The organism is Streptomyces sp. NPDC041200, assembly GCF_055591805.1.
On the sequence record NZ_JBVIZF010000011.1, the window covers coordinates 12,912 to 30,648 of the forward strand.

The window sequence follows — 17,737 nt, forward strand, 5'->3', positions numbered from 1 at the left end:
CCCGGCGGGTAGCCAGCAGGACGGCGCCGAAACCGAGCGCGGCACGTCAGAGCACCCGGTACGGCGTCGCCGTCTCGTGGCGGAAGGACATGCCGTGCCCGGGCGCGCCGCTCACGCCGGGCCGCACCTGGCCGCCGGTGGGGTCGAGGGCGCCGGTGAAGAGGGTGGACTCGATGCGCGCGTGGTCGTGGAACCACTCGAGGTGGCGCAGGTTCGGTACGCACGCGGCCGCGTGCGCGTGGGCGTGCGGGGCGCAGTGCGCGGAGATCTCCAGCCCCATGGCCTCGGCGAGGGCGGCCGCCCGCAGCCAGACGGTGAGCCCGCCGCAGCGGGTGGCGTCGGCCTGGAGGCAGTCCACGACCGGCGCCAGCCGCGCGAAGTACGGCAGCATGTAGCCGTACTCGCCCGCCGTGACGTCGCAGACCACCAGGTCGCGGACGACCCGCAGACCGTCCAGGTCGTCGGAGGAGACCGGCTCCTCGAACCAGCCGACCCCGCTCTCGGCGAGCGCGTGGCCCATCCGCACCGCCTGCTTGCGGTTGTAGGCGCCGTTCGCGTCCACGTACAGCTCGGCGTGCGGGCCGATGGCGTCGCGGGCGTGGCGCACCCGGGCCAGGTCGCGTTCGACGGCCCGGCCCCAGGCCTCGCCGATCTTGATCTTGACGCGTTCGATGCCCTGGCCGTGCACCCAGCCGGTCAGCTGGGTGGCCAGATGGGTGTCGTGGTACGTGGTGAAGCCGCCGGAGCCGTACACCGGCACGGTCTCGTGCACCGCGCCGATCAGCCGCGGCAGCGGCAGCTCCAGCAGCCGCGCCTTGAGGTCCCACAGCGCGATGTCCACCGCGGAGATGGCGCAGGACACCAGCCCCGGCCGCCCCGCGTTGCGCACGGCGCGGCCCATGACCTCGTTCGTCCCCGCGACGTCCATGACGGGGCGGCCCAGGACGTGGGCGCGCAGCAGGTCGCAGACCACCGACCCGGCGTCGGCCGGAGCGTAGGTCCAGCCGAGGCCGGTGGTCAGCTCGCTGCGCGCCTCGACCACCACGACGGTGGTCTCGTCCCAGGCGTACGTGCCGTCCGCCTCGGGCGCGTCGGTCGGCACCGTATAGGCGGTGACGTCCAGCCGGTCGATCTTCACGGCGTACCCGGGCTCACGTGTCGTCGCCGTCGGGCTTCTTGCCCCGCTGCGACCGGTGTGGCAGGAACTCCTGCACCTTCGCCTTCAGCCCCTGCCGGACCATGCCGGTGCGGTCCGGGTCGCCCTTGACCATCGATTCGAGCGTGGCCTCCATCTGCTCCCAGGTCGCGTGCGGCGGGATCGGCGGCACGGCCGGGTCGGTCAGGAACTCGATGCACACCGGGCCGTCCGCGGCCAGCGCCTCGCGCCACGCCTGCTCGACCTGTTCGGGCTTCTCCACCCGGATGCCTCTGAGCTCGAGCGATTCGGCGAACCGCGCCGAGGACACGTCCGGGATCTCCTGCGAGGGCAGGAACTGGGGCGCGCCGCCCATCGCCCGCATCTCCCAGGTCACCTGGTTGAGGTCCTGGTTGTTCCAGACGGCGACGATCAGCCGCGGATCGTCCCACGTGTGGCGGTACTTGGCCGCGGTGATCAGCTCCGCCATGCCGTTCATCTGCATCGCGCCGTCGCCGACGAGCGCCACCACGGGCCGGTCCGGCTGGGCGAACTTGGCGCCGATCGCGTACGGCACGCCGCTGCCCATGGTGGCCAGGGTGCCGGACAGGGAGCCGCGCATCCGGCCGCGCATCCGCACATGGCGGGCGTACCAGTTGGCGACGGAGCCGGAGTCGCAGGTGAGGATGGCGTCCTCGGGGAGCAGCGGGTTCAGGCAGTGGGCCACGTACTCGGGGTTGATGGGGTCGGCGGACACCTCGGCGCGGCGCTCCATCACCTCGTCCCAGCGCCGTACGCCCGCCATGATGTCGTCCTGCCAGTCGCGGGACTCCTTGCGGCGCAGCATGGGCAGCAGCCGCAGCAGCGTCTCGCGCGCGTCCCCGACGAGGTTGACCTCGTACGGGTAGCGCATCCCGATCATGTGCGGATCGAGGTCCACCTGCACCCCGCGGACCTTGCCGAACTCCGGCAGGAACTGGGTGTACGGGAAGCTGGAGCCGATCGTCAGCAGGGTGTCGCAGTCGCGCATCAGCTCGTACGAGGGGCGGGTGCCCAGCAGGCCGATGGGCCCGGTGACATACGGCAGGTCATCGCTGAGCACATCCAGTCCGAGGAGCGCCTTGGCGATGCCCGCGCCGAGCGTGTCGGCCACCTGCCGAACCTCGCCGCGCGCCCCGGCGGCGCCCTGGCCGACCAGGATGGCGACCCGCTCGCCCGCGTTCAGCACCTCCGCGGCGCGCTCCAGCGCGCTGCTGGAGGGCACCGCGGACCAGCCGCTGCGGTCCAGGCTGGAGGGCACCATCTTGAAGTCGTGGGTGGGCGGGGTGTAGTCGAGGTCCTGGACGTCCGCCGGGATGATCACGGCGGTGGGGGCGCGCCGGGCGTAGGCGGTGCGGATGGCCCGGTCCAGGACGTTCGGCAGCTGCTCGGGGACGGTCACGGTCTCCAGGAAGTCGGAGGCGACGTCCTTGTAGAGGCTGTGCAGGTCGACTTCCTGCTGGTACGAGCCGCCCATCGCGCTGCGGTGGGTCTGGCCGACCAGCGCCACCACCGGGACATGGTCCAGCTTGGCGTCGTAGAGCCCGTTCAGCAGGTGGATGGCGCCGGGCCCCGAGGTGGCCGCGCAGACGCCGAGCCGTCCGCTGAACTTGGCGTAGCCGACCGCTTGGAACGCGGCCATCTCCTCGTGCCGGGCCTGGATGAACCGTGGTTCGTTCTCCGCCCGTCCCCAGGCGGCGAGCAGTCCGTTGATGCCGTCGCCCGGGTAGCCGTAGACATGCTCGACGCCCCACTCGCGCAGCCGGGCGAGGACGTAGTCGGCGACTGTGGTGGTCATGTCGGTCACTCACTCCTGTGGGGTGCTCGGAGGTGCTCGAAGGTGCTCGGAATTGCTGAGGGGCCGGCTCAACCGGCCAGCTGCGGCAGCACCTTGGTGCGGTAGAAGTCGAAGAAGCCGCGCTGGTCGGGGCCGATCTGGTTGACGTAGACCGTGTCGAACCCGGCCTCGGCGTACGCGGACAGCGCGCCGATGTGGGCGTCGATGTCGTCGCCGCAGGTCACCTTGCGCGCCGTCCGCTCGGGCGTGACGAGTTCGGAGGCCTGCTCGAAGTGGGCCGGGGTGGGCAGCGACGTCAGCAGCTGGCCGGGCAGCGACTCGACGGCCCACAGCCGGTGCGCGGTGCGCAGCGCCTCGTCGGCGTCCGGGCCCCAGCACACCTTCAGGCCGCCGCGTACGGGTTTGTGGTTGCCGCCGGCGCCGCTGCCGCGCCGGAACCGCTCCACCAGCTCCGCGTCGGGAGACATGGTGATGAAGCCGTCGCCGACCCGCCCGGCCAGCGCGCAGGCGGCGTCCCCGGACGCGGCGATGTCGATGGGCACCGGCTCGTCGGGGACCGTGAACAGCCGGGCGTTCTCCACCGTGTAGTGCTTGCCGTGGTGGTTGACCCGGCGCCCCTCGAACAGCTGGCGCATCACCGTCACGGCCTCTTCCAGCATCTCCAGCCGGATCGGGGCCGGGGGCCAGCGGTCGCCCAGCACATGCTCGTTGAGGGCCTCACCGCTGCCCACGCCCAGCCGGAACCGGCCCTCCAGCAGGACCGCGCTGGTGGCCGCCGCTTGGGCGACGACGGCGGGGTGGACGCGGAACGTCGGGCAGGTGACGGCCGTCTGCACGGGCAGCGAGGTGGCCTGGGCCAGCGCGCCGATCACCGACCAGACGAAGGAGGCCTGGCCCTGCGCCTCGTTCCAGGGGTGGTAGTGGTCGGAGATCCACAGCGAGGTGAACCCGGCCTGTTCCGCCATCCGCGCCTGCTCGACTAGCTCGGCGGGACCGTGTTCCTCGGCGGCCAGGAAGTAGCCGTACTCGGTCATCGGACCCTCCTTGAGCGGCGGATGCGGTGCCACGGGTAACCCGGCGCGCAGGGAAGAAAACACGGGAGAAAACCTTGTTTGGCAAGGTCTCGGACGGGCACGCGATCTTTAGTGCTTCGGACCGGAGGCACGCCACGGGAGCAGCCCGGCTGCGCGAGGCGTGTCCCGAATGGTCGCCCCATTTGTCCGATTTGCTCCCACGGTGACACACCATAGCCCAAGGGAGGCACGGGCGCATGACAGCGGTACGGACACACACCCGTCAGACCCACCCCTCGCAGGCCCGCCCCGCGCGGGCAAGCCCCTCCCAGGCGCACGCGCACACCCGGCAGGCGCGCTCCCGCAGGCCCCGGCGTCCGCACGACGACGCCCCCGACACCGCCGCCCAGTTCCGCCGCATCGCCGCCCTGCCGGAGGGCCCGGCGAAGGACGCCCTGCGCCAGGACGTCGTCCGCGCCTGGATGCCGATGGCCGAGCGGCTGGCCGGGCAGTTCCGCAACCGCGGCGAGTCCGCCGAGGATCTGCGCCAAGTCGCAATGCTGGGCCTCGTCAAGGCCGTGGGGCGCTACGAGCCGGACCGCGGGACGGCCTTCGAGAGCTTCGCCGTGCCGACGGTGGTCGGCGAGGTCAAGCGCCACTTCCGCGACCACCTGTGGGGTCTGCACGTCCCGCGCCGGGTCCAGGAGCTGCGCAACCGGGTCCGTACGGCGGTCCAGGAGCTGACCCGCACCCCGGACGGCCGTACGCCGAGCGCCGCGGAGGTCGCCGAGCACACCGGGATGAGCGAGGAGGACGTCCGGGCCGGGATGGAGGCGCTGGAGAGCTACAGCACCCTGTCCCTGGACGCCGAACTGCGCGGCGCGGACGACGGGTACGCGCTCGTCGACACCCTCGGCGCGCCGGAGCCCTCCTACGACCGCGTCGTCCTGCGCGAGGCGCTGAAGCCCCGGCTGGCCGCCCTGCCCGAACGCGAACGGCGCATCCTGTACCTGCGGTTCTTCTGCGATGAGACCCAGGGCCGCATCGCCGACGAGATGGGCATCTCCCAGATGCATGTCTCCCGGCTGATCAGCCGCACCTGCGAGCGCCTGTGCGACCAAGTCAACGCGGAAGCCGCTTAGGTCCTGCCCGCCCCTCAGGCCTCCCGGACCCGGGGGCGGCTGAGGGCCAGGGCGATGTGGCGGGAGACGCGGTCCGCCGCCCCCGCCTCCGCCATCTCGAAGGCCCTGCGCCCGCCCGTACGGAACAGCGTGAGCGCGCCGAGCACCGGGGACGTGGGGGAGACCCGCAGCGGGATGCAGAGCAGCGAGGTGACCTCCTCCCGGACGAGCACGGGCGCGCCCGTGGCGTCCCGGCCGAAGGCGTTCGCGTCGGGCGGGCTCACCCGCAGGGCCGACACCCCGTCGTCCAGGGCGTCGACCACCAGCGGGCAGTCCGCCGGGTCCTGCGCGGCCAGCGACGCCGTACGGTCCCCGGCCGCCTGCGGCGGGCCGAGGGCCGCCGTCCGGCGCGGCGCGTCGTCGCCGTCCGGGGCCAGGTCGGCGATCACCCAGTCCGCGAACCGGCCGTGCAGCAGCTCCGCCGCCCGCCCGAGCACGTCCTCCGGGCCGCCGCCCGCGAGGGTGACCCGCAGCAGCGCCGTCGCCATGTCGTCGACCAGGTCCAGCAGTTCGGCGTGGCGCGTCACCTCGTCCAGATCCGGCTGCGCGGCCAGCCCGTCGGCGGCGTCCTTCCCGAGGCTCCCGTTCCCCTCGCTTCCGCTGTCCCCTCCGGCGGCCCTCGGCACCGGGAGCGTGGCCGAGGAGGCGACCGCCGGGACGCCCCGCTCGGGCTGGAACGCGGCCAGTACCGCGGGGTGCGGCTCGCCCGGCGGGCGCAGCGCCGCCAACGTCACCCGCACCGAGCCGTCCGGCTCCGGCTGCGACAGACGCACGGTCAGACTGCGCCCGCCCTCCCCCCGTGCCACGGCCGCGACCTGCGAACGCAGCGCCGCCTGACCGTCGCGGCGGAGCGACGAGGTCAGGGGACGGCCGGTGGCGTATCCGGCGCGGGTGTTGAACAGCTGGGTCGCGGCGAAGTTCATACGCCGTACGACGGACTCCCGGTCCAGCAAAACGACGGGGATCGGCAGGCGCTGGAAGAGGGCGCGCAGCAGCTGCTGCTCATGCGGGTCGGCCCGGCCTCTCCGGGGGACCCGGCTGGCCGCGGCCAGCTCCTCGTAGCGCGGCCACAGCACGTCCACCACGTGCTGAAGCTCAAAAAGAGCGGCGTCCAGCAGGGACAGCCGCTCTTGCGAAGGCAGCGCCCTCGCCGTTCGCAATTCATCGACACGTCTGCGGAAATCCGTGAGTTCCGCACCAAAATCCTGCGCCCGGGACATGCGCATACGGTAACCGGACCGGACACGGCGCACCGGCCGGGTGTTGTTTTCCGCGCAAGGCAGCGGGAAGCCGAACGAAAAGGACCTCTGCTGAAGGAAAGGACCGGAATCGGCGATGCCGGAACGCTCGTACAGTCGTCCGCAGTGTCAGACCGACGCCCCCTCGCTCGGCCGGGGTCTCGCGGAGCTGGCGGAACAGGCCGCCTCGTGCACTCCGGCCAGCTGCGGGGCCACCGCCACGGCGCTCCTTCCCCAGGACGCGCCCGGCGACGCGGAGGACGACCGCACGACCGCCGCCACCCACCCCGACCTCTCGGCGCTGGTGTCGGTGCAGATGCTGTCGGGTGAGGGCCCGATCCTGGCCGCCCTGGACACCGGCCGCCCGGCGGGCGCCGACGATCTGCTGCACGATCTGCGCTGGCCGCGCTTCCGGGCCCGGGCGCTGGACGCGGGGGTGCGGTCCAGCGCGACGCTGCCGTTCGAATGCGACGGGCTGTCGGTGACGATCTCCGTCTACGGGCTGCGCCCCGGCCCCCTGGAGAAGGCGGCCCAGGGCACCACCGAGCTGCTCGGCGACCTCGCGACCGAGAGCCTGGCCAAGGACCGCCTCTACCAGGCCGCCCTCGTCCAGGTGGACCAGCTGGACGCGGCGCTGCGGTCGCGCCCGGTGGTGGACCAGGCGTGCGGGATCGTGATGTACGTATTGGGCTGCGACGCCGACCGCGCGTTCGACCTGCTGCGCCGGACCTCGCAGCGGACGAACCGGAAGCTGGTGGAGCTGGCCGAGACGGTCGTGCGGACCCGTGGCCGCGGCCTGGAGCGCCAGCTGATCGCCATGAACCAGGACGGCGCCTCCTGACCGTCCCATCGGCTGAGTGTCGTCCCGCGCCGCCGCCCCCGCCGATCTGCGAAGGTGGACAGCGTCGGCACACATGCGCACACACGTGCACCTGTGCACGCACGAAAGGTGTGGACGAATGCGACGGCAGTGGACCGCACCGGCCCCGGCCGACCGGGACGACGGCGGGCTGCCGGTCCTCCCGGAGCTGACCGCGTGCTTCGCGGCGGCCGCGGACCGGGTCGTGCCGGAGCCCGTCGGCGGCTCCGCCGACCTGCGCTCGGCCGCCTGCGGCTACTGGGCGCGGCGCGGGCTGTGGACCGACCCGGCGCACGTGGTGGCCGCCCCCGGCGCCGAACCGCTGCTGCTCGCGCTGCTCGCCTCGGCCCCCGGCGGTGACGTCCTGCTGCCCCGCCCCTGCGCCGCTTGGTACGAGCCCCTGGTGCGGCTGGTGGACCGGCGCGGCCACCACGCCCCGGTCCCGGCCGAGTGCGGCGGGCTGCCCGATCCGTTCGCGCTACTGGAGACCGTCCGCCGGGTCCGGGCTGAGGGCGGGGTGCCGAGCGTCCTGCTGCTGTCCGTCGCCGACGACCCGACCGGCACCGTGGCCCCGCCCGAGCTGCTGCACGAGGTCTGTGAGGCGGCGTTGGCCGAGGGGCTGCTGATCGTGAGCGACGAGACCTGGCGGGACACCGTGCACCATCCGCACGGCACGGTGCTGCTGAGCCCCGCCGAGATGGCACCTGAGGACGTGGTCGTGCTCACCGACCTCGCGGGCGCCTTCACCCCGGTCGGCTGGCCCGCCGCGGTGGCCCGGTTCCCGGCCACCGAGCGCGGGGACGAGCTGCGCGCCCGGGTGCTGTCCACGCTCACCGCCGTACGGGCCGGGCTGCCCGCGCCGGTCTCCGCGGCCGCCGCGTACGCGCTCACCGAGCCCGAGCCGGTCCGCATCCGGATGGCCGCCGCGGCCCGCGCGCACGGGGCGGTGGCGGCCGCGGCGTACCGGGCGCTGACCGCCGTCGGCGCGCTCTGCCGCCCGCCGCAGGCCGGGCGCCAGCTGTACGCGGACCTCGACGAGCTGCGCGGGGTGCTGGCCGCCCGCTCGCTCACCGATTCGGTGGAGGTGGAGCGCGAGCTGGCCCGGCGGCTCGGCCCGGCGGTGGCGGGCGGCCACCGGTTCGGCGACCCGCCGCACACCCTGCGGGTCCGGCTGTCGACGCTGCCGCTGCTGGGGGCCGCGGACGAGCAGCGGCTCGCCGCGCTGGCCGCCCCGGATCCGCTGGAACTCCCCTCCGTGGCGGAGGAGTTGACCGCCTTCGAAGCGGCCTTCCGGGACCTCGTCCGGGCCGGGGCGCCGTGACCGGCCGACCGCGAAGGGAGCGCACCCCATGACCGACCAGGCCGAACCCACCGAGGCGGGCGGGGGGAGCGGTACGTCCCGGCTGCCGCTCCCGGCCCGGGCGCGTCCGTCCCTTGACGCGGCCCCGCCGCTGCCCGCCCCGCGCCCGCTCGGCGAGGTCCGTACCTGGCCGCGGTCGTTCGTTCACCGGCTCACCTCCCCGCTGCCCGGGGTGCGCGCCCTCGCCCGGCTGGCCCGCGAGGGGCGGCTGCGGCCGCCGGTCGAGACGCTGCGCCAGATCCCGGAGCTGCCCTTCGCGCCGGGCCCGCTGCCGCCGACCGGCCCCGCGCAGACGGCGCTGACCTGGGCGGGGCATGCGAGTTGGGTGCTGCGGATCGGCGGGTTGACCGTGCTCACCGACCCGGTCTGGGCGCGCCGGATCCTGGGCACCCCGGCCCGGGTCACCCCGCCCGGGGTGCGCTGGGAGGATCTGCCGCCCGTCGACGCGGTGGTCATCAGCCACAACCACTACGACCACCTCGACGCCCCCACCCTCAAGCGGCTGCCCCGGGCCACGCCGCTGTTCGTCCCGGCCGGTCTCGCCGGGTGGTTCCGGGCGCGCCGGTTCACCCGGGTGACCGAGCTGGACTGGTGGGAGGCGGCCGAACTGCCGGGCGCGGGCGGACCGGTCCGCTTCGACTTCGTCCCCGCGCACCACTGGAGCAAGCGCACCCTGACCGACACCTGCCGCTCGCTGTGGGGCGGATGGGTCGTCACCGCGCCCGACGGGCAGCGGGTGTACTTCGCGGGCGACACCGGATACGGCCACTGGTTCCGGGAGATCGGCCACCGCTACCCGGGCATCGACCTGGCGCTGCTGCCGATCGGCGCGTACGACCCGCGCTGGATGCTGCGGGCGGTGCACACCGATCCCGATGAGGCCGTACGGGCGTATCAGGATCTCGGGGCGCGGACGCTCGTCCCCATGCACTGGTCGACGTTCCTGCTGTCCGCCGAACCGCCGCTGGAGCCCCTGCACCGGGTCCGGGCCGCCTTCGAGGCGACCGGCCGTCCCCGCGAGGAGCTGTGGGACCTGCCGGTCGGCGGCTCCCGGGTGCTGGAGTAGCGACGAGAGGGGCGTACGTAACAAGGAGGGGTATAAGTGGCGAGTGGTGAAAGTCGCTCATAACTTCCTGTTCATGCGCACACTCAAGCTTCGCTACCTCGCGGGCCTCACGGCCGCCCTCGCCATCGAACTCACCCAGCTGCCGGGCGCCCACGCCGCTCCGGCCCCCACCGTGCACACCGTGAAGCCGGGTCAGTCGATCCAGGCCGCGGTGAAGGCGGCCCGGCCCGGCGACACCATCCAGCTGCGGGCCGGTGTCTACCGGGAGAACGTCCAGATCACCAAGAGCCTGACCCTGCGCGGCGTGGGCCGGACGACCGTCCTCACCGCGCCCGACAAGGCGTCGGCCAACGCCTGCGGCAAGGCCGGCCACGGCATCTGCGTCACCGGTACGGCTCAGCGCCGCGTCAAAGATGTCCGGATCCGCTCGCTGACCGTCACCGGCTTCCCCAAGAACGGCATCTGGGGCTCCCAGACCGTCCGGATGGACGTACGCAACACCCTCGCCGAGAAGAACGGACAGCAGGGCATCGGCCAGCAGCTGTCCACCCGCGGGACCTTCCTCCGCAACATCTCCCGCAACAACAAGGAATCGGGCATCTTCCTCGCGAACACCGTCGACGTCGAGGGCGGCGCCACCGACGCCAAGGGCACCCGGGTCGCCGAGAACCGGCTGACCGGCAACCGGATCGGCGTCGTGGTGCGCAGGCTGCGGAACCTGACCGTCGAGCAGAACACCGTCTCGGGCAACTGCGGCGGCGTGTTCGTCGTGGGTGACGAGTCCAAGCCGCGCGCCGGGGACCTGACGGTGGCCCACAACGCCGTCCAGGCGAACAACGCCTACTGCGCGCCCAACGCCCGGCTGCCGTTCATCCAGGGCGCGGGCATCGTGCTCACCGGCACCGACACCACCCGGGTGACCGGCAACCAGGTGCACAACAACGTCGGCACCTCGCCCATGTCCGGCGGCATCGTGCTGTTCAAGAGCGTCGTCGGCGTCGCCAACAGCCAGAACGCCATCAGCCGCAACGTGCTGACCGGCAACAAGCCCGCCGACATGGCCGACCGGGACAAGGGCCCCGGCAACACCTTCACCGGCAACGTCTGCACGCTGTCGGTGCCCACCGGCCGGTGCTGAGATGACCACCACCGTCACCCCGGCCCCCGACAGCGCGGCCGTGCCCGAGGCGGCCATGCAGCTGCGGGAGATCGCCTTCGGCGCCGCCCGGGCCGCCGCCGTACGCGCCGCCGCCCGGCTGCGCGTCGCCGACGCGCTGGGGGAGGAGCCCACCTCCATCGGCGAACTCGCCGCCACGGTGGACGCCGAACCCGACCCGCTGTGCCGTCTGCTGCGTGCCCTGGCCTGCTGCGGGATCTTCGCCGAGACCGACGACGGCCGCTTCGTCCACACCGACATGTCCCGGCTGCTGCGCGAGGACGCCCCGCGCAGCCTGCGGTACATCTCGCTGTGGTGCACCGAGCCGTGGACCTGGGAGGCCTGGCCGCGGCTCGACCGGGCGGTGCGCTCCGGCGGCATCGTCTTCAACGACCTCTACGGCAAGGACTTCTTCACCTATCTCCACGAGGACGCGCCCGAGTCGGCCGAGGTCTTCGACCGGGCGATGACCACCTCGAGCCGCCAGTCGGCGGCCGAGGTAGCGGCCTTCATCGACCTCGACGGCATCAAGGAGGTCGCCGACATCGGCGGCGGCCAGGGCCATGTGCTGGCCAGCCTCCTGGAGAAGCGCCCCGATCTGCGCGGCACCCTGCTGGACCTGCCGCAGGTGGTGGCGGGCGCCGACCCCCGGCTGCGGGACGGCGGGGCGCTGGCCGACCGGGCCACGCTGGTGCCGGGCGACTGCCGCCGGGAGATCCCGGTCCAGGCCGATCTCTACATCATCAAGAACATCCTGGAATGGAACGACGAGAACACCCGTCGCACCCTCGCCAACGTGGTCGCGGCCGCGCGGCCGGGTGCCCGGGTCCTCGTCATCGAGAACCTCATCGACAACAGCCGCTCCTCGTTCACCACGGCCATGGACCTGTTCCTGCTGCTCAACGTGGGCGGCCGCAAGCACACCACGGACAGCCTGGTGGCGCGGATGACCGAGGCCGGGCTGAACGTCACCGAGAGCCGCCCCGTCAACTCGTACCTGCACGCCATCGAGAGCACGGTGCCCGGCTAGCCGCCGGTGCCCGGAATACGGCGAAGGTGCCCGCGTCCGCGGGCACCTTCGTTGTTCTGACGTGTGGGGGCTCAGGCCCAGCGGAACGAGGTGAGGTGGGCGTAGGCCACCACGTTCGCCGTGTAGTCCTTCGCGGTGTGGTCGTACGCACCGCCGCAGGTGATCACGCGCAGCTGGGCGTCGTTGGTGTCCCCGTACACCTGCCGGTCGGGGAAGTCCTTCTTCTTGTACGTCCGCACCTTGTCGACGACGAACGTGGCGAGGATGCCGTCGTCGCGGGCGACGGTCACCTTGCTGCCCGCCTTCAGGGTGTTGAGCAGGGAGAACACCGCGGGGCCAATTTTGGTGTCCACGTGCCCGGCCACGATGGCGTTGCCGCGCTCACCGGGGGAGGGGCCGGCCTGGTACCAGCCGACGAGATTGTTGTCGGTGTCGGGCGGCGGGATCAGCGTGCCCTGGCGGTCGAGCGACAGCGCGGTGAACGGGGCGCTCACGCCGATCGAGGGGATGTCCAGCCGGTTCGGGGCCGACCGGGGCAGCGCGGGCCCGGGCCGGGAGGCGGGCTTGGCCGCCGGCGACTGCGCGTCGGGCCGTTCCGCCGGGGGGACCTCCGCCGTCTCCGGCTGGGAGTCCGCGTCGGAGGCGGTGGCCGCGGGCGTGGCCGGTGCCACCGGGGAGGACTGGGAGGACGCGTCGACCGAGTTGTAGATCAGGAAGACACCGATGAGCGCCGCGGCCGCGGCCCATCGGAGCGTGCGGGTGTTGCTGTCAGTACCGCCCTGCTTGCCCTGTTTGCCCATGCGGGTGTCCGCCTTTCTCACAGCGCCCGTTCGTGGCGCTGCCGTGGCACCTCCGCCGAAGCGAGCGGTGGTGCCACGGCAGCACGGGGTGAATCAGAAGCGTCAGGCTCAGATCGCGGTGCCGGACGGCTTGCGGCGACGCAGGGCGTAGGCGCCGGCGCCGAGCCCACCGAGGAGCAGAACCGAACCGGCGGCCATGCCGCTGCCCGTGGTGGCCATGCCGCCACCACCGGTGTGGACGCCACCCTTCGGCTTGTCGTGGCTCTTCCAGGAACCGCCGTCCCAGTCGCCCTTCTTGCCCGACCAGTCGTGCTCGCTGGGGTCCTCGTCCTTGCCCTTGGAGGGGTCGCTGCCGGACCAGTCGTGCTCGCTGGGGTCCTCGTCCTTGCCCTTGGAGGGGTCGCTGCCCGACCAGTCGTCGTGGTGGCTGGGGTCCTCGTCCTTGCCCTTCGAGGGGTCTTCCTTCGCGGGCTCTTCCTTCCCGTGCTCTTCCTTCGGGTCCTTGTCCTTGTCCTTCCAGGAGCTGCCGCTCTGACCGTAGCCGTCCTCGGAGGACTCCTGGCTGCTCGAGTACCCGCCGTGACCGCCCGGGTCCGAGACGTCGGCAGCGAACGCGGCGGCGGGGGCGCCCAGGGTCAGGGTGGCGGCAATCGCCGCCCCGGCGAAGAGTGCGCGAGTAGATCGCATGAGTCATTCCTTCCGGCACCGGCGCGATTACTGACCATTTGCCAGACAAAGGGATCGCGTCGGCGTCTTAACCACCGTCAGCGAAGAGGAGCCCCGCTGCCACCTGACGCGGCCAGCAAATCGGACGGATGTAAGCCCTCCGAGTGGAGTTCGGACCCTTGATCACTCTTCTGCCGCGCGAACGGGCTGATGGTTATTCACCTGATTGTCCGACAGGCTTTTCGGGACGGGCGGACGCCTTTCCCTGTAACGCCGGAACCGGCTTCCGCGCGGATGCGGCAGCCGGTTCGAAAAAAGCCCGTCGGAATGAAGCGGGCCGGGCCCTCGCCCGGCCCGGTCTCTCAGCGCTCCCAGCGGTAGAACTCGTTCGCCATGGCGTCCTTCGGCTCGCGCCAGGTCGCCGGGTCGTAGGCCTGTACGTACGCCGAGAGGCGTTCGCTGATGGCGCGGAACTCCGGATGGCCGGCCATCCGCGCGACCTCGGGTCCCGGCGGCTGGTCGGCCTCGATCAGATGCAGATACACATCGCCGAACTGGAACAGACTCCGACCGCGCACACCTATCAGATGCGGCAGTTCTCCATGGCGGTCCGACTCGTCGAAGACGGCGGCTATGTCCTGCGCCGCATTCTCCTTCATCCGGGCCACGATCAGTTCGCGGTGCATTTTCCTCACGCCTCCACCCGCGCACGGGCGCGCTGCTCGATCTTGTCCCGGATCAGCTCCATCTGGATTTTGGAGTTTCGGTTGATGTGCTCGGTCATTCCGGCGTCGTCGACCGGCGCTTCCGGCTTCATCTCGAAGTCCTGGGTCCAGCGCATGCGGGTGCCCTCGGACTCCTCCTCGTACTCCCAGCGGATGTTCATGAAGGCGAACGGCCCGGTCTCCACCCGGCGCGCCCAGACGGTCCGGACGTCGCGGGCCGTCTCGCGCTCGGAGACCCAGCTCCAGACCTTGCCGTTCTCGTCGGGGTGCATGGTCAGCCGGAAGGTGGTGGTGTCGCCGTTCCGCTGGAGCACCTCCAGCGACGCGTACTCGCTGAACAGGCTCGGCCAGTTCTCCAGGTCGTTCGTCATGTCCCAGACCAGGTCCAGAGGGGCCTTGATCAGGATCTCGTTGTCGGTGTGGCCGGTCATCTCAGGCTCCCGTGGTGAGTGAGGTGTTGATGACGTCGAGGAAGTCGCCGGGGGTCTTGGCGCTCTCGGCGCCGGGCTCGATCGGGGTGCCGTAGTTGTTCTCCAGCTCGCCGACGATCGCGAGCAGACCGAGCGAGTCCAGCCCGTACTCCTCGAACGTGGAGTTGGGCCGGGTGCGCATCAGCTCCGGGTCGACGGTCAGTCCCGCGCAGCGCTTCATGAGCGAGGCCAGGTCCCCGTAGGACAGTTGACTGGACATCACATATCTCCTTCCGGACCGCGGAGCACGAGCGCCGCGTTGCAACCCATGAGCCCCCGGCTCAGCACCAGCGCGGTCCGCGGCCGGGCGGCGCGGGAACTGCCGGTGACCAGGTCGAGGTCATGGCATACGTCGGTGACGTACGGGGTGGGCGGCACGACGCGGTGTTCCATGGCGAGCAGCGCGGCCGCCACGTCCAGCACCGGAGCCGCGCAGTACGCCCGGCCGAAACCGGTCTTGGGGGCGGTCACCGGCACCCGCTTGCCATGGGCGCCCAGCGCGTCGGCGATCGCCAGCGCCTCGGCGCGGTCCGCCTCCGGAATGCCGAGGGCGTCCGCGAACACCACGTCGATCTCCTCGGGAGCGCACTCGGCCTCGGCCAGCGCGACGCGGATGGCCTGCGCCAGGCCCTCCCGGGACCGCTCCCAGTTCGAGGGGCCGGTGAAGGTCGCGCCGTGGCCGAGGACGCGGCCGCGCACCCGCGCCCCGCGCCGCAGCGCCGCACCCTCATCCTCGATGATGAGCATCCCCCCGCCCTCGCCCGGCGCGAAGCCGCAGGCGTCGGCGGTGAACGGCAGATAGGCCCGGCCCGGGTCCCGGGCCAGGCTCATCTCCTCGTACCCCAGCTGGCAGACCACCGAGTACGGGGCGAGCGGCGCCTCGGCTGCGCCCACCACGATCGCGTCCGCCCCGTGCCGGATCGACCGGCAGGCGTGCGCGAGCGCGTCCAGGCCGCCCGCCTCGTCGTTGGCCACCACCCCGCACGGGCCCTTGAACCCGCCACGGATGGAGATCTGGCCGGTGCTGGCCGCGTAGAACCATGCGATGGACTGGTACGGGCCCACATAGCGCGGCCCCTTGCCCCACAGCTGCTGCAGCTCGCGCTGGCCGAACTCGCCCCCACCCGAGCCGGACGCGGTCACCACGCCCACCGCGTACGGCGACATCTCCCGGCGCGGCAGCAGGGCGTCGTCCAGCGCCAGCTCGGCCGCGGCCATCGCGAAGTGGGTGAAGCGGTCGGTCTGGACGAGATACCGCTCCTCGATCACCGATCCCGGTTCGAAGTCGCGGACCTGGCCCGCGACCCGCAGCGGGGAGTCCTCACAGCCCTCGCGGGTGAGCCGGTCGAGGAAGGTGATCCCCTCCCGTACGCCCTTCCAGAAGGCGTCCGTGCCCACGCCGTTGGGCGCCACGATCCCCATGCCGGTGATCGCCGCGCCCCGGACGTGCTTCCTGGCCGCGGTCTTCTCTGTCGTCTTCACGGTCGCGTTCATGACGCACCCCCATGACTGAGCACCACCGCGGACTGGAAGCCGCCGAACCCGCTGCCCACCGAGAGCACATGGCGCAGCGGCAGGGAGCGGGCGGTGCGCGGTACGTAGTCCAGGTCGCACTCGGGGTCGGGATTCTCGTAGTTGGCCGTGGGTGGCACGACGCCGTGCGCGAGGGCCAGGGTGCAGGCCACGATCTCGATGGCCCCGATGGCGCCCAGCGAATGCCCCACCATGGATTTGATCGAACTCATCGGCGTCCGGTACGCGTGGTCGCCCAGCGAACGCTTGACGGCGGCCGTCTCGTGGCGGTCGTTCTGCTGGGTGCCGGAGCCGTGCGCGTTGACGTAGTCGATGTCGGAGCTGTTGATCCGGGCGTGGCCGAGGGCATGGTCGATGGCCTCGGACATCTCCAGGCCCTCCCGGGTCAGCCCGGTCATGTGGTACGCGTTGCCGTAGGTGGCGAACCCCCTGATCTCGCAGTAGATCCGGGCGCCGCGGGCGCGGGCGTGCTCCAGCTCCTCCAGGATGAGCACGGCGGCGCCCTCGCCCAGCACGAAGCCGTCGCGGCGCGCGTCGAACGGGCGCGACGCGTGCGCGGGGTCGTCGTTGTTGGCCGAGGTCGCCTTGATCGCGTCGAAACAGGCCACCGTGATGGGGGAGATGGGCGAGTCCGCCGCGCCCGCGACGCACACATCGGCACGGCCCTCCTCGATCGCCTGGAAGCCGTAACCGATCGCGTCCAGCCCGGAGGTGCAGCCCGTCGAGACGGTCTGCACCGGCCCCTGCGCCCCGATCAGCTCCGCCACCCCGGAGGCCAGCGCGCTGGGTGAGAACGCCCGGTGCAGATGCGGCCCGGCCCGCCGGTGGTCCACGTTCCACGACTCGCCCTTGTTGCTGACCGCGACGTAGTCGTGCTCCAGCCGGGTGGTGCCGCCGACGGCGGTGCCCAGCGACACCCCCGTACGCCACTGGCCCTCGCCGCCGGTCTCCAGGCCCGCGTCCCGTACGGCCTCCATGGAGGCAGCCAGCGCGAACTGCACGTACCGGTCGGAGCGTTCGATCTGCTCCGTGGTCAGCCCGGCGGCCACCGGGTCGAAGTCGCATTCGGCGGCGATCCGCGAACGGAACCCCGCCGGGTCGAAGAGGGTGATGCCGCGCGTCGCCGTGCGCCCGGCGGTGAGCATGTCCCAGAAGGCCGGAGCCCCCACGCCCCCCGGTGCGACCACGCCGAGCCCGGTGATCGCCACCCGTCGCGTCACGATGACGCCTCGGCAGGTTCGGTGGCCTCCGTGTCCACGTGCCCCAGCTCGGGACGGGGAGCCAGCGGGCCCAGATGGAAGACCATCCGGGCCTCGGTGTCACCGACGTTGCGGAAGCGGTGCCGCATGTCGCGGGGGATCAGCAGGCCCTGGTCGGGGCGCAGTTGGTGCGCGGTCCCGTCCAGGTCCACCTCCAGGTCGCCGCAGACGACGAACACGAACTCCTCGGAGTACGGGTGGTAGTGCTCACCGATGCGCTCACCCGGCCGCATGAGGGCCAGGCCCATGAAGCCGCTGGTGGCGCCCACCGTGCTCGGGGTGAGCATGGCGCGCAGATCGCCGCCGCGCCGCGTGTTGTGAGCGACGTCGGCGAGGTCGACGATGTGGGGGGACTGCGTGATCATGATCGGTGCCTCCGGACATGGGACGTGACATGGGGTCATAAAGG

18 protein-coding genes are annotated in these 17,737 nt (G+C 72.3%); 6 read left to right on the forward strand and 12 right to left on the reverse strand.

Annotation, left to right across the window (positions count from 1 at the left end):
* Nucleotides 1–46 precede the first annotated feature (46 nt).
* The 3 genes from ACZ6CL_RS23745 to ACZ6CL_RS23755 form a co-directional block, all read right to left on the reverse strand.
* Nucleotides 47–1,138, reverse strand: coding sequence for an enolase C-terminal domain-like protein (locus ACZ6CL_RS23745; protein ID WP_468938445.1), 1,092 nt, complete (start codon nt 1,136–1,138; stop codon nt 47–49).
* Between the two features lie 13 nt (nt 1,139–1,151).
* Nucleotides 1,152–2,972 carry a thiamine pyrophosphate-requiring protein gene (locus tag ACZ6CL_RS23750; protein WP_468938447.1) on the reverse strand — a complete coding sequence of 607 codons (1,821 nt, stop codon included), beginning with the start codon at nt 2,970–2,972 and terminating at the stop codon, nt 1,152–1,154.
* Nucleotides 2,973–3,040: 68 nt separating this feature from the next.
* Nucleotides 3,041–4,006 (reverse strand): LLM class F420-dependent oxidoreductase, encoded by a 966-nt coding sequence (locus tag ACZ6CL_RS23755; RefSeq protein ID WP_468938449.1) that lies wholly within the window; start codon nt 4,004–4,006, stop codon nt 3,041–3,043.
* Nucleotides 4,007–4,242: 236 nt separating this feature from the next.
* Here ACZ6CL_RS23755 and ACZ6CL_RS23760 point away from each other — a divergent pair, with 236 nt between their 5' ends.
* Nucleotides 4,243–5,127 carry a SigB/SigF/SigG family RNA polymerase sigma factor gene (locus ACZ6CL_RS23760; RefSeq protein WP_468938450.1) on the forward strand — a complete coding sequence of 295 codons (885 nt, stop codon included), beginning with the start codon at nt 4,243–4,245 and terminating at the stop codon, nt 5,125–5,127.
* Nucleotides 5,128–5,141: 14 nt separating this feature from the next.
* Here ACZ6CL_RS23760 and ACZ6CL_RS23765 read toward each other — a convergent pair whose 3' ends face one another.
* On the reverse strand, nt 5,142–6,386 hold the full coding sequence (locus ACZ6CL_RS23765; RefSeq protein ID WP_468938452.1) for a PAS domain-containing protein: 1,245 nt from the start codon (nt 6,384–6,386) through the stop codon (nt 5,142–5,144).
* Between the two features lie 115 nt (nt 6,387–6,501).
* Here ACZ6CL_RS23765 and ACZ6CL_RS23770 point away from each other — a divergent pair, with 115 nt between their 5' ends.
* The 5 genes from ACZ6CL_RS23770 (at nt 6,502) to ACZ6CL_RS23790 (ending at nt 11,875) form a co-directional block, all read left to right on the forward strand.
* Nucleotides 6,502–7,245, forward strand: coding sequence for an ANTAR domain-containing protein (locus tag ACZ6CL_RS23770; protein WP_468938454.1), 744 nt, complete (start codon nt 6,502–6,504; stop codon nt 7,243–7,245).
* A 118-nt stretch (nt 7,246–7,363) separates the two neighbouring features.
* Nucleotides 7,364–8,584: an aminotransferase class I/II-fold pyridoxal phosphate-dependent enzyme gene (locus ACZ6CL_RS23775; RefSeq protein WP_468938456.1), complete on the forward strand. Its 1,221-nt coding sequence runs from the start codon at nt 7,364–7,366 to the stop codon at nt 8,582–8,584.
* A gap of 28 nt (nt 8,585–8,612) precedes the next feature.
* Nucleotides 8,613–9,689 (forward strand): MBL fold metallo-hydrolase, encoded by a 1,077-nt coding sequence (locus ACZ6CL_RS23780; RefSeq protein ID WP_468938458.1) that lies wholly within the window; start codon nt 8,613–8,615, stop codon nt 9,687–9,689.
* 73 nt (nt 9,690–9,762) lie between these two features.
* The gene (locus ACZ6CL_RS23785; protein WP_468938461.1) at nt 9,763–10,827 is read left to right on the forward strand and encodes a right-handed parallel beta-helix repeat-containing protein; all 1,065 of its coding nucleotides are present in this window, start codon (nt 9,763–9,765) and stop codon (nt 10,825–10,827) included.
* A gap of 1 nt (nt 10,828) precedes the next feature.
* Complete coding sequence (locus ACZ6CL_RS23790; protein WP_468938462.1) at nt 10,829–11,875, forward strand: methyltransferase; 1,047 nt, start codon at nt 10,829–10,831, stop codon at nt 11,873–11,875.
* Between the two features lie 71 nt (nt 11,876–11,946).
* On the opposite strand, the gene ACZ6CL_RS23795 is transcribed toward ACZ6CL_RS23790, so the two are convergent.
* From ACZ6CL_RS23795 to ACZ6CL_RS23830, 8 genes are all read right to left on the reverse strand, one after another.
* Entirely contained in the window at nt 11,947–12,675 is a 729-nt protein-coding gene (locus ACZ6CL_RS23795) for a class F sortase (RefSeq protein ID WP_468938845.1), read from the reverse strand.
* Nucleotides 12,676–12,783: 108 nt separating this feature from the next.
* Nucleotides 12,784–13,362 carry a hypothetical protein gene (locus tag ACZ6CL_RS23800; protein ID WP_468938465.1) on the reverse strand — a complete coding sequence of 193 codons (579 nt, stop codon included), beginning with the start codon at nt 13,360–13,362 and terminating at the stop codon, nt 12,784–12,786.
* 341 nt (nt 13,363–13,703) lie between these two features.
* Nucleotides 13,704–14,027, reverse strand: coding sequence for a TcmI family type II polyketide cyclase (locus tag ACZ6CL_RS23805; protein ID WP_468938468.1), 324 nt, complete (start codon nt 14,025–14,027; stop codon nt 13,704–13,706).
* Nucleotides 14,028–14,032: 5 nt separating this feature from the next.
* Nucleotides 14,033–14,497, reverse strand: coding sequence for an SRPBCC family protein (locus ACZ6CL_RS23810; RefSeq protein ID WP_468938471.1), 465 nt, complete (start codon nt 14,495–14,497; stop codon nt 14,033–14,035).
* 1 nt (nt 14,498) lies between these two features.
* On the reverse strand, nt 14,499–14,756 hold the full coding sequence (locus ACZ6CL_RS23815; protein WP_468938473.1) for an acyl carrier protein: 258 nt from the start codon (nt 14,754–14,756) through the stop codon (nt 14,499–14,501).
* Nucleotides 14,756–16,030 carry a beta-ketoacyl synthase N-terminal-like domain-containing protein gene (locus ACZ6CL_RS23820; RefSeq protein WP_468938476.1) on the reverse strand — a complete coding sequence of 425 codons (1,275 nt, stop codon included), beginning with the start codon at nt 16,028–16,030 and terminating at the stop codon, nt 14,756–14,758. The genes ACZ6CL_RS23815 and ACZ6CL_RS23820 overlap by 1 nt, the downstream gene beginning before the upstream one ends.
* Nucleotides 16,027–17,289: a beta-ketoacyl-[acyl-carrier-protein] synthase family protein gene (locus ACZ6CL_RS23825; protein ID WP_468938479.1), complete on the reverse strand. Its 1,263-nt coding sequence runs from the start codon at nt 17,287–17,289 to the stop codon at nt 16,027–16,029. Before ACZ6CL_RS23825 ends, ACZ6CL_RS23820 begins: the two co-directional genes overlap by 4 nt.
* Nucleotides 17,286–17,693 (reverse strand): cupin domain-containing protein, encoded by a 408-nt coding sequence (locus tag ACZ6CL_RS23830; RefSeq protein ID WP_385446916.1) that lies wholly within the window; start codon nt 17,691–17,693, stop codon nt 17,286–17,288. The genes ACZ6CL_RS23825 and ACZ6CL_RS23830 overlap by 4 nt, the downstream gene beginning before the upstream one ends.
* Between the last annotated feature and the right edge of the window lie 44 nt (nt 17,694–17,737).

Bases quoted from the DNA above. Each gene is read 5' to 3' on its own strand.
- ACZ6CL_RS23750 (WP_468938447.1), bottom strand. From the start codon at position 2,972: ATGACCACCACAGTCGCCGACTACGTCCTCGCCCGGCTGCGCGAGTGG.
- ACZ6CL_RS23815 (WP_468938473.1), bottom strand. From the start codon at position 14,756: ATGTCCAGTCAACTGTCCTACGGGGACCTGGCCTCGCTCATGAAGCGC.
- ACZ6CL_RS23810 (WP_468938471.1), bottom strand. From the start codon at position 14,497: ATGACCGGCCACACCGACAACGAGATCCTGATCAAGGCCCCTCTGGAC.
- ACZ6CL_RS23775 (WP_468938456.1), top strand. From the start codon at position 7,364: ATGCGACGGCAGTGGACCGCACCGGCCCCGGCCGACCGGGACGACGGC.
- ACZ6CL_RS23785 (WP_468938461.1), top strand. From the start codon at position 9,763: ATGCGCACACTCAAGCTTCGCTACCTCGCGGGCCTCACGGCCGCCCTC.
- ACZ6CL_RS23770 (WP_468938454.1), top strand. From the start codon at position 6,502: ATGCCGGAACGCTCGTACAGTCGTCCGCAGTGTCAGACCGACGCCCCC.
- ACZ6CL_RS23780 (WP_468938458.1), top strand. From the start codon at position 8,613: ATGACCGACCAGGCCGAACCCACCGAGGCGGGCGGGGGGAGCGGTACG.
- ACZ6CL_RS23830 (WP_385446916.1), bottom strand. From the start codon at position 17,693: ATGATCACGCAGTCCCCCCACATCGTCGACCTCGCCGACGTCGCTCAC.
- ACZ6CL_RS23800 (WP_468938465.1), bottom strand. From the start codon at position 13,362: ATGCGATCTACTCGCGCACTCTTCGCCGGGGCGGCGATTGCCGCCACC.
- ACZ6CL_RS23760 (WP_468938450.1), top strand. From the start codon at position 4,243: ATGACAGCGGTACGGACACACACCCGTCAGACCCACCCCTCGCAGGCC.
- ACZ6CL_RS23790 (WP_468938462.1), top strand. From the start codon at position 10,829: ATGACCACCACCGTCACCCCGGCCCCCGACAGCGCGGCCGTGCCCGAG.
- ACZ6CL_RS23755 (WP_468938449.1), bottom strand. From the start codon at position 4,006: ATGACCGAGTACGGCTACTTCCTGGCCGCCGAGGAACACGGTCCCGCC.
- ACZ6CL_RS23805 (WP_468938468.1), bottom strand. From the start codon at position 14,027: ATGCACCGCGAACTGATCGTGGCCCGGATGAAGGAGAATGCGGCGCAG.
- ACZ6CL_RS23765 (WP_468938452.1), bottom strand. From the start codon at position 6,386: ATGTCCCGGGCGCAGGATTTTGGTGCGGAACTCACGGATTTCCGCAGA.
- ACZ6CL_RS23795 (WP_468938845.1), bottom strand. From the start codon at position 12,675: ATGGGCAAACAGGGCAAGCAGGGCGGTACTGACAGCAACACCCGCACG.
- ACZ6CL_RS23820 (WP_468938476.1), bottom strand. From the start codon at position 16,030: ATGAACGCGACCGTGAAGACGACAGAGAAGACCGCGGCCAGGAAGCAC.